12 protein-coding genes and 1 pseudogene are annotated in these 12,646 nt (G+C 62.5%); 10 read left to right on the top strand and 3 right to left on the bottom strand.

Annotated elements, in window-relative coordinates:
* Positions 1–31 precede the first annotated feature (31 nt).
* The 9 genes and pseudogenes from G6N47_RS11940 to G6N47_RS11980 all read left to right on the top strand — a co-directional run.
* A pseudogene (locus tag G6N47_RS11940) lies at positions 32–451 on the top strand (thiolase C-terminal domain-containing protein); the annotation flags it as partial.
* 7 nt (positions 452–458) lie between these two features.
* Complete coding sequence (locus tag G6N47_RS11945; RefSeq protein ID WP_372517460.1) at positions 459–1,253, top strand: MlaE family ABC transporter permease; 795 nt, start codon at positions 459–461, stop codon at positions 1,251–1,253.
* A 13-nt stretch (positions 1,254–1,266) separates the two neighbouring features.
* Entirely contained in the window at positions 1,267–2,112 is an 846-nt protein-coding gene (locus G6N47_RS11950) for an MlaE family ABC transporter permease (RefSeq protein ID WP_062540327.1), read from the top strand.
* 10 nt (positions 2,113–2,122) lie between these two features.
* Positions 2,123–3,400 (top strand): MCE family protein, encoded by a 1,278-nt coding sequence (locus G6N47_RS11955; protein ID WP_083131277.1) that lies wholly within the window; start codon positions 2,123–2,125, stop codon positions 3,398–3,400.
* Entirely contained in the window at positions 3,397–4,431 is a 1,035-nt protein-coding gene (locus tag G6N47_RS11960) for an MCE family protein (RefSeq protein ID WP_083131278.1), read from the top strand. Before G6N47_RS11955 ends, G6N47_RS11960 begins: the two co-directional genes overlap by 4 nt.
* Positions 4,424–5,545: an MCE family protein gene (locus tag G6N47_RS11965; protein WP_083131279.1), complete on the top strand. Its 1,122-nt coding sequence runs from the start codon at positions 4,424–4,426 to the stop codon at positions 5,543–5,545. Before G6N47_RS11960 ends, G6N47_RS11965 begins: the two co-directional genes overlap by 8 nt.
* Positions 5,542–7,047, top strand: a complete 1,506-nt coding sequence (locus tag G6N47_RS11970; protein ID WP_083131280.1) for an MCE family protein — start codon at positions 5,542–5,544, stop codon at positions 7,045–7,047. The genes G6N47_RS11965 and G6N47_RS11970 overlap by 4 nt, the downstream gene beginning before the upstream one ends.
* Positions 7,044–8,228, top strand: coding sequence for an MCE family protein (locus G6N47_RS11975; protein WP_083131281.1), 1,185 nt, complete (start codon positions 7,044–7,046; stop codon positions 8,226–8,228). Before G6N47_RS11970 ends, G6N47_RS11975 begins: the two co-directional genes overlap by 4 nt.
* Complete coding sequence (locus G6N47_RS11980; protein WP_083131282.1) at positions 8,228–10,066, top strand: MCE family protein; 1,839 nt, start codon at positions 8,228–8,230, stop codon at positions 10,064–10,066. The genes G6N47_RS11975 and G6N47_RS11980 overlap by 1 nt, the downstream gene beginning before the upstream one ends.
* A gap of 36 nt (positions 10,067–10,102) precedes the next feature.
* Here the strand turns inward: G6N47_RS11980 and G6N47_RS11985 are convergent, their stop codons facing one another.
* The 3 genes from G6N47_RS11985 to G6N47_RS11995 are packed head-to-tail and all read right to left on the bottom strand — an operon-like array spanning position 10,103 to position 12,034.
* Positions 10,103–10,594 (bottom strand): Rv2253/PknI dimerization domain-containing protein, encoded by a 492-nt coding sequence (locus G6N47_RS11985; RefSeq protein WP_083131283.1) that lies wholly within the window; start codon positions 10,592–10,594, stop codon positions 10,103–10,105.
* A gap of 28 nt (positions 10,595–10,622) precedes the next feature.
* Positions 10,623–11,264 (bottom strand): twin-arginine translocation pathway signal, encoded by a 642-nt coding sequence (locus G6N47_RS11990; protein WP_372517463.1) that lies wholly within the window; start codon positions 11,262–11,264, stop codon positions 10,623–10,625.
* Positions 11,261–12,034 carry a hypothetical protein gene (locus tag G6N47_RS11995; RefSeq protein ID WP_083131284.1) on the bottom strand — a complete coding sequence of 258 codons (774 nt, stop codon included), beginning with the start codon at positions 12,032–12,034 and terminating at the stop codon, positions 11,261–11,263. The genes G6N47_RS11990 and G6N47_RS11995 overlap by 4 nt, the downstream gene beginning before the upstream one ends.
* Positions 12,035–12,238: 204 nt before the next feature.
* Between G6N47_RS11995 and G6N47_RS12000 the strand changes: the two genes are divergently transcribed.
* The gene (locus G6N47_RS12000; protein WP_083131285.1) at positions 12,239–12,643 is read left to right on the top strand and encodes a hypothetical protein; all 405 of its coding nucleotides are present in this window, start codon (positions 12,239–12,241) and stop codon (positions 12,641–12,643) included.
* The last annotated feature ends 3 nt before the right edge of the window (positions 12,644–12,646 follow it).

Raw genomic sequence — 12,646 nt, forward strand, 5'->3', positions numbered from 1 at the left:
TTGCGACCGTCGCATCCATCGGGGGCGGGCACCGGATATGACGACGTTCCCGGCCACGGTACGTGCCGCCAAGCGCGCGTTCGGCATGGCGGGCTTGACTCCTTCGGACGTGCACGTCGCTGAAGTCCACGACTACTTCACCGGGATCGAGCTGATCAGCTACGAAGACCTGGGATTCGCCGAACGATTCGGCGCGCACAAACTCGTCGAAGAAGAGGTGACTAGCGTTGGCGGCGCGTTACCGGTGAACCCCAGCGGCGGCCTGAAGTCGAAGGGGCATCCGCCCGGGGCCACCGGGGTGGCGCAGTGCGTGGAGCTCTTTCAGCAGCTGCGTGGCGAGGCGGTCAACCAGGTCGACGGCGCGCGAATTGGCTTGGCGCACAACATCGGCGGCCCGACGGCGGTTTCCGCCGTCACAATCCTGGAAGGACCTGGGGCCGATGGGGTTTAGGGAGTCCATGGATCGCTGGTCGCCGGGTATCTCGGTGCCACGGAACTTCTCAGGGCCCATGCAGGCCGTCGGCGGCTTGTTCGCGATGTCGGCGGACGCGGTGAAGTTCGCGTTCCGCCGGCCGTTTTTCTGGCGGGAGTTCCTGGAGCAGTCCTGGTTTATCGCCCGGGTCTCATTGGCGCCAACGCTGTTGGTGGCAATTCCGTTCACCGTGCTGGTCAGCTTCACCCTCAACATCTTGTTGCGTGAGCTCGGCGCCGCTGACTTGTCCGGTGCCGGTGCCGCATTCGGTGCCGTCACCCAGGTCGGTCCGATCGTGACGGTGCTGATCGTGGCCGGCGCGGGCGCCACCGCCATATGTGCGGATTTGGGTTCGCGAACCATCCGCGAGGAGATCGACGCGATGGAGGTGTTGGGCATCAACCCGGTGCAGCGGTTGGTGACCCCGCGCATGTTGGCCTCGGGGCTGGTGGCCCTGCTCCTGAACAGCCTGGTGGTGATTGTCGGCATCCTCGGTGGCTACACATTCTCGGTGTTCGTCCAGGACGTCAATCCCGGGGCTTTCGCCGCGGGTATCACGTTGCTCACCGGGGTGCCCGAGGTGATCATTTCCTGTGTCAAGGCAATGCTTTTCGGCCTGATCGCGGGATTGGTAGCGTGCTATCGCGGCCTGATCATCAGCGGTGGTGGCGCCAAGGCAGTGGGCAACGCGGTCAACGAAACCGTGGTGTACGCGTTCATGTCGCTGTTCGTGGTCAACGTGGTGGTCACGGCGATCGGCATCAAGATGACGGCGAAGTGAGCGGGGGGATGGCATGACTTTGCGAGCCGCCTACCCGCGGCTGTTCCGCCAATTGGAACGGCCGGTTGGGACGTTGGGGCGCATCGGAGACCACACCCTGTTTTACGGCAAGGCGCTCGCCGGGGCGCCCTTCGCGGCTGTGCACTACCGGCGGGAGGTCATTCGTCTCATCGCCGAGATCAGCATGGGTGCCGGCACGTTGGCGATGATCGGCGGCACGGTGGTGATCGTCGGATTCTTGACGCTGGCCGCCGGCGGCACACTGGCGGTGCAGGGCTACAGCTCGTTGGGCAACATCGGGATCGAGGCGTTGACCGGGTTCTTGGCGGCGTTCATCAACGTCCGGATCTCTGCGCCGGTGGTTGCCGGTATCGGTTTGGCCGCCACGTTCGGCGCCGGCGTCACCGCGCAACTGGGCGCGATGCGGATCAGCGAGGAAATCGACGCACTGGAAGCCATGGCGATCCGCCCGGTTTCCTATTTGGTAAGCACCCGGATCTTGGCTGGGTTGATCGCGATCACCCCGTTGTATTCCATCGCGGTCATCTTGTCGTTTGTCGCAAGCCAATTCACCACGGTGTTCTTGTTCGGGCAGTCCGCTGGGCTCTACAATCACTACTTCAACACGTTCCTGAACCCGATCGACTTGCTGTGGTCATTCCTGCAGGCGGTGTTGATGGCATTGACGATCTTGTTGATCCATACGTACTTCGGCTATTTCGCCTCTGGCGGACCCTCGGGCGTCGGCGTGGCAGTGGGCAACGCGGTCCGCACGTCGCTGATCGTCGTTGTGTCGGTGACCCTGCTGGTCTCGCTGTCCATTTACGGCTCCAACGGCAACTTCAATCTATCGGGCTAGGGGAGGGGACGTGACGCGCAACCTCGGGCCCGGCCCGATTCACCGGTCTGAAACCGCGAGCGCCGCAACGCCCGTGGCTGCCTCGCCAGGGCGCCACTTCGGCGCGCAGTCATACGCGCGTCCGCTGGCGGGCCTCGCGACCGTTGCGGTTGTCGTCGCGATCTTCGCTCTGGCCGTGGGTTTGTTCCAGGGCAGTTTCACCGAAACCGTTCCGGTGACGGTGATCTCGCAACGCGCCGGTCTGGTCATGAATCCCGATGCGAAAGTCAAGATGCGCGGTGTGCAGGTGGGCAAGGTCGACTCGATCGAATCGCTGCCCAACGGCCAGGCCGCTCTTCACCTGGCGTTGGATCCTGGCCAATTGCGTCTCATTCCTGCCAATGTCCTTGTCGACATCACATCCTCAACGGTGTTTGGTGCCAAGTTCGTCGACCTGGTTGCACCTGCCGAGCCATCGGCCCAGCGGCTACACCCGGGGCAGACGCTGGAAGGCAAACACGTGATGGTCGAAGTCAACACGGTATTCGAGCAATTGACAGCGCTGCTGTCGAAGATCGAACCGGAAAAGCTCAACGAGACCCTGGGCGCGTTGGCTTCGGCGTTCAACGGGCGAGGCACGAAAATCGGCCAGACGCTGAGTGATTTGGACGCGTTTCTCGCCAAGCTGGATTCGAGTCGCCCCGCATTAACCCATGACCTTGCGGTCGCACCAGAGGTACTCAACGCCTATGCTGATGCGGCGCCAAACCTGATCAAGACCGCGGACAGCGCCACCCGGATCAGCCGAACCATCGTCGACGAGCAAAACAATCTGGATTCACTACTGGTCAGCTCGATTGGGTTGGCCGACATCGGCAATCAGGTGTTGGGCGACAACCGCCAGCGGCTGACCGACGTCGTGCACCTGCTGTTGCCGACGACAGATGTCCTCAACCAGTATCACGAAGGACTGTGGTGCGGGATCAAGGGTCTCTCGTACTGGTGGAAGAATCCGCCGTTCAAAGATCCGGGCATCACGCTGTTGATCGGCTTCGAATTCGGTGCGGAGCGTTACCGGTATCCGGGCGACCTGCCACGGGTGGCGGCCAAGGGCGGCCCGCAATGCACTGATCTTCCGGAGATGCCCTTCGAGGGGAAGGCTCCATCAATCGTCGCCGACACCGGCTCCAACCCGTTCAAGTACGGAAACCAATTCCTGTTGTGGAACTCGGACCTCATCAAAGAGTGGCTGTTCGGGCCGCTTGACGGACCGCCTCGCAATACCGCACAGATCGGCCAGCCCGGATGAGCGCCTCAACGCGAGCGATGATCATCAAGTTCGGCATCTTCGCGATCATCATGGGGGTGCTGACCACCTTCCTGTTCTTCATCTTCGGCCAGTACCGAACTGGTTCGACGTCCGGGTATTCGGCCGTCTTCAATGACGTGTCACGCCTGAAGTCCGGAGACTCAGTGCGCGTCGCCGGTATCCGAGTCGGCACAGTCAATAGCGTCTCGCTACGGCCGGACAAAAAAGTCCTGGTGAAATTCGACGCCGACCGCACAGTGGTGCTCACTGACGGCACCAAGGCGGCGGTTCGGTATCTCAACCTGGTGGGCGATCGGTATCTGGAGCTACTCGATGGTCCGGGCTCGACGAAGCGATTGCCGGCAGGGACGCAGATTCCGGTCGACCGCACCGCGCCGGCGCTCGACCTCGATCTGCTGCTGGGCGGACTGAAGCCGGTGATCCGCGGTTTGAACGCGCAAGACGTGAATGCGCTCACGTCATCGCTCATTCAGGTCTTTCAAGGCCAGGGTGGGACTTTGGAGTCGCTATTGTCCAGAACGTCTTCGTTCACGAACGCGTTGGCGGACAACAAACAAGTGGTCCAGCAAGTGATCGACAATCTCAACGTCACGCTGGCCACGATCGACAAGGAAGGCGGCAAGTTCTCCGGCACAATCGACCGTCTCCAACGGCTCGTCGGCGAACTTGCGGCAGACCGAGATCCGATCGGCACCGCGATTGACTCTCTGGACAAGGGGACAGCGTCCCTGGCGGACTTGCTGACCAACGCACGCCCGCCGTTACGCGACGACATAAATCAGTTGAACCGATTGGCGCCCTTGCTCGATGACCACAAGGACCAGATCGACGCCGGCTTGATCAAGGCGCCGCAAAACTACCGGAAACTGATCAGGGCCGGCTCATACATGAGCACCATCAACTGGTACCTCTGCGCGCTGAGCTGGCGGGTCACCGACATGCAGAACCGCACCGTGGTTGCGCCGTGGATCAAGCAAGAAGGCGGGAGGTGCGCAGAACCCGATGCTTAAATACCGCGGTTCCCACCTGATAAAGGCGGGTTTCATCGGGGTCGTCCTGGTGATACTCGTCATCGCCGTGGGCCTGCAGCCGGAGCGGCTGTTGTCGTTGGCGAGCGCCGTGCGCTACCAGGCATTGTTTTCCGAAGCGGGCGGTCTGGCCGTGGGCAACGGCGTGATGGTATCGGGTATCAAGGTCGGTTCGGTATCGGATGTGTCGCTGCACCACGGGGATGCCCTGGTGACCTTCAGCCTCAACGGAAATATTCTGCTGGGTTCGGAGACCACCGCGCACATCCGAACCGGCACACTCCTCGGCGAGCGGGTGCTGACGCTGGAGTCGGCCGGCAGCGGTCGCTTGCATCCCATGGACGTCATCCCGACGACGCGTACATCCTCGCCATATTCACTGACCGACGCGGTGAGCGAACTGACCACCAACGCAGCCGGGACCGACACCGCCATGCTCAACCAATCGTTGGACACCCTGTCGAAAACGATCGACCAGATCGCACCACAATTGGGACCGACGTTCGACGGGCTGACCCGGTTGTCACAGACCATCAACAGCCGCAACGAGAATCTCAGCGAACTGCTCAAGGGCGCCAGTGATGTCACCGGAATCCTTTCGGAGCGCAGCCAACAGGTCAACACGCTCATCCTCAACGCCAACGATCTCGTCGGCGTGCTGGTACGGCGCCGTCAGGCGATCGTCGATTTGCTGGCGAACACTTCCGTTGTCGCCAAGCAACTGACCGGCCTGGTGCACGACAACGAAGCGAAGTTGGCGCCGACGTTGGACCGGCTGAATTCGGTACTAGGGGTCTTGGAGAAGAATCGGGACAACATCGCCAAAGCGCTGCCCGGGTTGGCGAAATACCAGATCACTCTTGGCGAGGCAGTGTCGAGCGGCTTCTACTATCAGGCGTTCGTCCCAAACATGTTGGTACTGCAGCTCCTTCAACCATTTATCGACTACCTGTGGGGCTTCCGCACCTTTGACACGGCACCCGGTCGAGGCCCTGGTTACCCGTCACCCATGCCACGGGCGCTGCTTCCCTGGCCGTACGCCGGTGTTCCGCCGTGCGACGGCTGCACACTGGGCGGAAGGATCGGAGGAGGATGATTCCGCGCAACAGGCTGGCAGCCGGGTTGGCGATTGCGCTGGCAGCGCTGATCGTTATCGGCGCGGGTTTGGTGGTCCGCCACACGTTCTTCCGCCCAAAGACGATTACCGCCTTTTTCACCACCGCTACTGCGATCTACCCGGGCGATGAGGTGCGGGTCTCGGGTGTCAAGGTGGGCAATATCGCCTCCATCCAGCCGGTGGGCACTCAAGCCAAAATGACGCTCCACGTGGACCGTGATGTGCCCATTCCAGCCGATGCCAAGGCGGTGATTGTGGCCCAGAATCTGGTCGCAGCGCGGTATGTCGAGCTCGCACCGGCTTACCGGACGAATGGCCCGACGATGCCCGACGGAGCGGTGATACCAGCAGATCGGACGGCTGTACCGGTCGAGTGGGATGAGGTGAAAACCCAACTGACACGGCTGGCAACAGATTTGGGGCCCAACAGTAAGGTCTCCACGCCGTCGGTGGCTCGGTTTATCGACAGCGCCGCCAACTCACTGGAGGGCAACGGAGACAAGCTGCGGCAGACACTCGCGCAACTGTCTGGTGTCGGACGAATCCTTGCCAACGGGAGCGGCAACATCGTCGACATCATCAAGAACTTGCAAACATTCGTCACGGCGCTGCGCGACAGCAATACCCAGATCGTTCAGTTCCAAGACCGGTTCGCCACGTTGACCAGCGTGCTCAACGAAAGCCGGTCCGATCTGGATGCGGCCCTGAAAGATCTGTCGGTGGCGGTGGGCGAGGTGCAGCGCTTCGTGGCAGGGACCCGCGACAAAACGAGCGAGCAGATCGCGCGGTTGGTCGACGTCACCCAAAACCTTGTCGAGCACCGAACGGATGTCGAAAACATCCTGCACGTCGCGCCGAACGCGTTCGCCAACTTCTACAACATTTACAGCCCCGCTACCGGACTGAACTATGGCGTTTTCGTGGTCAACCAGTTCTCGAACACGACGTTCTCGATTTGCACGTCCCTGGAGGCCATCGAAAACATCACGGCGTCGGAATCCGGGAAGCTGTGTGCCCAATATCTGGGGCCGGGCCTGCGACTGCTGAACTTCATCAATTATCTTCCCATTCCGACTAACCCGTGGATCGCGAAAGCGGCGGACCCGGAAGATGTCATCTACACCGACCCGGCCCTGATACCGTGTCATCCCCACATGGAGGCCTGCGAGGGCGGCCTGAACGGCACGACCCCTACGCCACCCGAAATTCCGCCCACCGGATCGGCATACACCGGGCTGCCCGGCGACAACATTCCGAATTGGGGCCCGGGTGCCTTCTGGGCGCCGCCGCCGCCGTCGCCTCCGCGCGCCGTTTCGCTGCCGCCCGAGCCGCCTGCTGGAGGGCCGGCTCCGGTGGTCGGCGGGCCGGCTTCCGCTGCGGCTCCCGCGGCCCAGCCGGTCGCGCCCGGGCCGCCGCCTCCTGCGGCTGCACCTCCGACCGTGCCCGACATGCTGCTCCCCGCGGAAAGGCCAGGGTCATGACCGTCATCGGTACTGCGCGCCGACTGCTGGTCATCGGATCGTGTGTGGTGCTGACCGCGACAGGGTGCGCATTCCAGGGCCTGAACTCGCTACCGCTTCCGGGCGCCGTGGGACGGGGACCCGCGGCCCAAGTGTTCCATGTCGAGATCCCCAATGTTGGCACCATGGAATCGAATTCGCCCGTCATGATCGACGATGTCGTGGTCGGCAGCGTGGCCAAAATGACGGTGCAGGGTTGGCACGCCGACGTTGAGGTCGGGGTGAGGCCCGATGTCGTCGTCCCCGCCAACGCGGTGGCCAAGGTCGGGCAGACCAGCCTGCTGGGGTCGATGCATTTGGAACTCAATCCCCCGCTCGGCCAGCCAGCGATCGGAAGACTCAAACCGGGCGCTACGATCCCGCTGAGCAAGTCGTCGTCGTATCCGTCGACCGAGCAGACCCTGGCGTCCTTGTCGGTGATCGTCAACTCGGGAGGGTTGGGGCAGATTGGCGACGTCATTCACAACTTCAGTGGCGCGCTGTCGGGGCGTGAAGGCGAGGTCCGGGATCTGCTGACCCGGCTGGACGATTTCGTCGGAACGTTCGACGACCAGCGCGACAACGTCGTCGCGTCAATCCAGGCCTTGAACCGTGTTGCCGGTACCTTCGCCGGTCAACGTGACGTCATCGCCCGTGCGCTACGAGAGATTTCGCCCTCGCTCGATGTCCTGCTGAAGGAACGGCCACAGATAACCACCGCACTTGAAAAGCTCGGAGTTTTCAGTGACACCGCGACAAGGCTCGTCAACGACACACAAACCGACTTGGTGAAGAACCTGCAAAACCTTGCGCCGACATTTTGTTCGCTCGCCGAGGTTGGTCCCGACCTTGCCAAGAACATTGCCTTCGCAGGATCGGCCTTCCCGTACGGCCAAAATCTCATCGACCGGGGTGTGCGGGGCGATTACTTCAATGTCTTCGTCATCATCGACATGACTCGTTCCCGGCTGAAGCAACAGACATTCATAGGGACACATTGGCAACAGAAGGATCTCTCCTGGGTGCCAGCGCCCGGAGATCCGGGATACGACGCGTTCTACACGAAGTTTCCCAATGGTGACGGTGTCACAGGATTACCGCGTACGCCACCGCCGCCGGACCCCTGCGGCCCGAATACCCCCGCCATGACTGGGGGCCGCTGATGTTGACGCGGTTTGTTCGGATCCAGCTGACCATCTTTGTGGTCGTCTCGATCATCGGCGTGGTCCTGATGATCTTCTCCTACATGCAAGTACCTACCCTGTTGGGTATCGGCCGGATCACGGTCACGTTGGAGTTGCCCGCCGCGGGGGGACTGTACCGTTTCTCCAACGTGACCTACCGCGGTGTCCAGGTAGGTAAGGTTACAGCGGTCGGGCTGACACCCAACGGCGCGAAAGCGACGCTGTCACTTGGCACTTCGCCCAAGATTCCGGCCGACCTGAGCGCGGAGGTACGCAGCATCTCCGCTGTGGGCGAGCAGTACGTCGATTTGCGGCCGCATACCGACTCGCCACCCTACCTGCGTGACGGTTCTGTGATACCCGCTGGGAAGACGACGATCCCGCAACCGGTTGGACCGATGCTGGACCAGACCACCAAGCTGATCGACAGCATTCCCAAGGATCGACTCAGCACCTTGCTTGATGAATCGTTCAAGGGATTCAACGGATCCGCCTACGACCTGGGCTCGTTGTTCGACTCGTCGGCCAGAGTGAGTGCCGACGCCAACGCCGTCTCCGATCGCACCCGGACGCTAACCGAAGACAGTGTGCCGCTGCTGGATTCACAGGCCCAGACCGCCGACTCGATCAGGCTGTGGGCACGCAGCCTTGCCGGAGTGAGCGAGCAGGTTGCGACCGACGATGCCCAGGTGCGCAGGTTGCTGCAGACTGGGCCGGGCGCCGCCGACGAGGCTGCCCGCCTGCTTGACCAGGTCAAGGTCACCCTGCCGGTGTTGCTCGCTAATTTGACCACGATCGGCCAAATCGGCGTGACCTACCATCCCTCGCTAGAACAATTACTGGTACTGCTGCCGCCGGCTATTGCGGGGCTTCAGGCAGCGCAGCCGATCAACAACTGGACGGGCCTCCCTGTGGGAGGTTTCCACGTGTCGATCGCCGATCCGCCGGCATGCACGGTCGGTTTCTTGCCGCCGTCCCAGTGGCGATCACCGGCTGACACCACAACGATTGACACCCCGGATGGGTTGTACTGCAAACTGCCGCAAGATTCGCCGCTGGCGGTTCGCGGTGCACGCAACTATCCATGCATGGGGCATCCCGGCAAGCGTGCACCGACTGTCGAGATCTGCAACAGCGACAAGCCATACGAGCCGCTGGCCATGCGCCAGCACATGGCCGGCCCTTACCCGCTGGATCCGAACCTGGTGTCGCAGGGCATCCCGCCGGATGATCGAATCAATTTCCACGATTTTGAATACGGCCCACCAGAGGGAACGCCGCTCCCGCCACCCACAGCGCCTCCGCCGCCGCCGACGCTCCCCGCGCGCCCGCCGCTGGGACCATTACCGCCTGGCAACCCGGCCGGTGCCCCGGCGCCGGGGCCCGCGACGTACGCCGCGGGTCCGCCCTGGCTGGCGCCGCCACCCGCTAACCCCGCGAGTCCGCCAGTGCCGCAAGGTAACCTCGTGAGCCCATCGGCGCCGCAAGGCAATCCTGCGAGCCCGCCGCCGGGACCGCAATTTAACCCCGAGAGTCCATCGCCACTGGGACCACTGGCACCGTTGGATACTGCCGACTCGGCTGCGCCAGCGTCGGCACCGCCCGCGCCGGCGCCCGGTGGAATGCCGTCAGCCGCCCCGAGTTCGTTCGGCGCCAAAGGATCTGGGAACGGCCCGTCGGTAGCCATCGCTTCGTACAATCCGCGCACCGGGTCGTACGTTGGAACCGACGGGCACCTTTACCGGCAGTCAGACCTGGTGACCCCGTCGGACCACAAAGCCAAAACGTGGAAAGACCTGCTACTCATCCAAACGTAGGCGTCGCCATTCACACCTGTGCCGGTTGATAGTGGCTCAGCCGATCTTGACCAATTTGAACGGCATGTCGATGACGAGCCATCTGTTGGCTCCACACGCGCCGCTGGGGCCGACGGTGTGGTCATCGCCGGCAAGCTTCTCGTCCGCCGAGAACCTGAAAACCTGGTGCCCCGTCGCCGCCGGCATGCCATCTCCGCATTGCTCCCAGTTTGGGACATCGTGGACAACACGCCACATATTCCCGCCAACCAGCTGCAGCGGAGCGCTCCATCCTTGGTCGCTGGTGACCTGGCCCGTGCACTCCAGCGGGTTGGTGCAGCTGGAGGTGATGGTCCAAATGGACGTGACGGTCGCCTCGTTGTGAAACTGGTCGTTCGTCGTTGCCCATTGACCGTCAGACGTAGCCTGATATTTTCCGTTGAGGGCGAGCGCATCCGTATCCGTTGTCGCCCATGCCGAGGCGCCGAATCCCGGAGTCATTGTGGCTGCTATCAGTGTTGCGCCTGCCACCGCGTGCATTACCCGCATTGGTCGCTCCTCACATCACGTGCCGCGCTTATTCGGGCTCGAATTTCGATATCAGCCAGGACCCGTTGACCTTTGTCAGCGTTACCCGCACGCTGTTCGTGGCCAAGACCGGCTCCGGTTTGTCCTTGTTGCTGCTGGTCTGGTGGACGAACTCAAGCACCACGGCCGAATCCGGATCTAATTCCACGACAGCGGCACGCACCACGGTGGCGGATGCCTTCACGCCCTGTTGCCGGACTGCCGGCGCCACGAAATATCGGCCAAAATCGTTGAAGTACTTCAGGAAGTTTCCGGTCAGATGTGACTTCGCAACCGTCAAATCATTGTCGACCGTCTCCGGCGCGTATGACAGGACCGCAACCGTGCCGTCGGACGCGGCCTTGATCACCGCTTGTGCCGCCGAATGGTCGGTCTGATGAATTGGGCGGTACTGAAAGAAGAACAGCCCGGCGGCAAGTCCTACCGCTGCAACGACTCCCACCGTCAGCGCGATGGCGCGCCAACGCGCAAGCAACCTGCGTAGCCCGCGCCGGCCGAAATCGATAACGCATCGGAGGCGCCACAGCAATCTCCGTGGCGGGTGGTCATCCTGCGGCTTCACGGCCGTCCCGTTTTCGCCGGTATCCACGTCGTCAGCGTCTTCGATTTGGGGCTCTTGGTCGACTGTCATTGCACGAACTCGATATTCGCCATCTTGGGCTTTCCACCGTCCCTGCGGAGGCCCAGCGCGATCTGCCACGAACGTGGTTGCGGCGGACCGTCGACTGGCTTGGCCTCTGTCGTGGCTGCGACAAGGACGATCGCCGAATCATCGGTCATCGATTCAACCGCCACATCGTGCACCGTGACTGTGGTAGTCACCTTGGATTGCTCCAAGCCCTGGGTCAACTTGTCAGCGATCACAGGGAAACTGTTCTTGAAGTTTCCCGTCGAGTTGTCAGCGATGCGCTGCATGTTCTCTTGGGCTTTGTTGAAATCCAGGGACATCAAGGCGCCGATACCCTGGCGGGCAGCCGACGCGTACTCCGAGGCGCGTTGCCTTTGCTGCGAGGCGATGTGATCCTGGCGGACCATATACCCGCTCGCTGCGAGTGAGGCGCAGATCAACACGATCCCTGCGCCGACGGCCATGGGTTTCCTACCCAGCACACGCAGGCGCGGCGTGCGGGCGACGGACTCCGCGGGTCGATCAAGGGCCTTGCCATCGTCGTCCGACTCTGCCATGTCTGCATTGTCGGGATGGGCAGACGACGTTGGGGCGGTGGCGGCTTCCCGGCGCAGCCGTATCGCTCGGGCCCGGGCCGCCGCGGCCCGCGCTTCCGCCTCAGCGGCTGCGGCCTCCGCCTCGGCCGCCTCAGCCAAATCGAGGAGGTTGGCTTGCCCTGTCTCGTCACCCTGGTTGGCATCGAGCGCCGAGGCGGGCCGCTCCGGGGAAGTCATCCAGAACTCCTTGTTTAGATGGATAGTGCACCGGGAGTCAGCGAAAATGATATGTGGGAATCGGCGGCCAGCGGTCCTGGTTGGGTACGCCGCTCAGGGGCTCGACGGTGTCGGCCGGAACGGTACACAACGCAGGCTAGCATGCTCTGGAATAATCCTCTCGAAAACCGAGAATTCGGCTTTCACACGTGCGAGACTCATAGGATGCGATCGATCGTGGCGGCCGTTGCTGCCCTGGTGGCCGCTGGGGGCGTCGCCGCAGCACCGGCGGTGGCCGACCCAACCACTAGTTGCGACGACCCCAGCTGTGTTCCGGGCATTCAGCCGGGTGTGGTCCTCGGCGCACTGTGCGAGAACACGACCTACTACGTGTTCGGAGTCACGGCATTCGCCCCGGGCGGGTCGGATGGTCCTAACAGGATTGTCTTCTGCGGTTCGCCGCGAAGGTATGCGCCGCGATGGTTCCGCTCCCCCAGTTTGGTCGGGATCAAAGAATTAGGCGCGGACTGCACGCCCTATCTGAACATGGTCGCGCAAGCGCCGGACGGATTGTTCCTGACTTGTATGGCGCAAAACGGCCGAACGGTCTGGGTGCGCGGCGACACTTAGCCG

It is taken from the genome of Mycobacterium branderi, assembly GCF_010728725.1.
In the GTDB taxonomy this organism is placed as follows: domain Bacteria; phylum Actinomycetota; class Actinomycetes; order Mycobacteriales; family Mycobacteriaceae; genus Mycobacterium; species Mycobacterium branderi.

Bases quoted from the DNA above. Each gene is read 5' to 3' on its own strand.
- G6N47_RS11970 (WP_083131280.1), top strand. From the start codon at position 5,542: ATGATTCCGCGCAACAGGCTGGCAGCCGGGTTGGCGATTGCGCTGGCA.
- G6N47_RS11980 (WP_083131282.1), top strand. From the start codon at position 8,228: ATGTTGACGCGGTTTGTTCGGATCCAGCTGACCATCTTTGTGGTCGTC.
- G6N47_RS12000 (WP_083131285.1), top strand. From the start codon at position 12,239: ATGCGATCGATCGTGGCGGCCGTTGCTGCCCTGGTGGCCGCTGGGGGC.
- G6N47_RS11995 (WP_083131284.1), bottom strand. From the start codon at position 12,034: ATGACTTCCCCGGAGCGGCCCGCCTCGGCGCTCGATGCCAACCAGGGT.
- G6N47_RS11985 (WP_083131283.1), bottom strand. From the start codon at position 10,594: ATGCGGGTAATGCACGCGGTGGCAGGCGCAACACTGATAGCAGCCACA.
- G6N47_RS11990 (WP_372517463.1), bottom strand. From the start codon at position 11,264: ATGACAGTCGACCAAGAGCCCCAAATCGAAGACGCTGACGACGTGGAT.
- G6N47_RS11965 (WP_083131279.1), top strand. From the start codon at position 4,424: ATGCTTAAATACCGCGGTTCCCACCTGATAAAGGCGGGTTTCATCGGG.
- G6N47_RS11950 (WP_062540327.1), top strand. From the start codon at position 1,267: ATGACTTTGCGAGCCGCCTACCCGCGGCTGTTCCGCCAATTGGAACGG.
- G6N47_RS11975 (WP_083131281.1), top strand. From the start codon at position 7,044: ATGACCGTCATCGGTACTGCGCGCCGACTGCTGGTCATCGGATCGTGT.
- G6N47_RS11945 (WP_372517460.1), top strand. From the start codon at position 459: ATGGATCGCTGGTCGCCGGGTATCTCGGTGCCACGGAACTTCTCAGGG.
- G6N47_RS11960 (WP_083131278.1), top strand. From the start codon at position 3,397: ATGAGCGCCTCAACGCGAGCGATGATCATCAAGTTCGGCATCTTCGCG.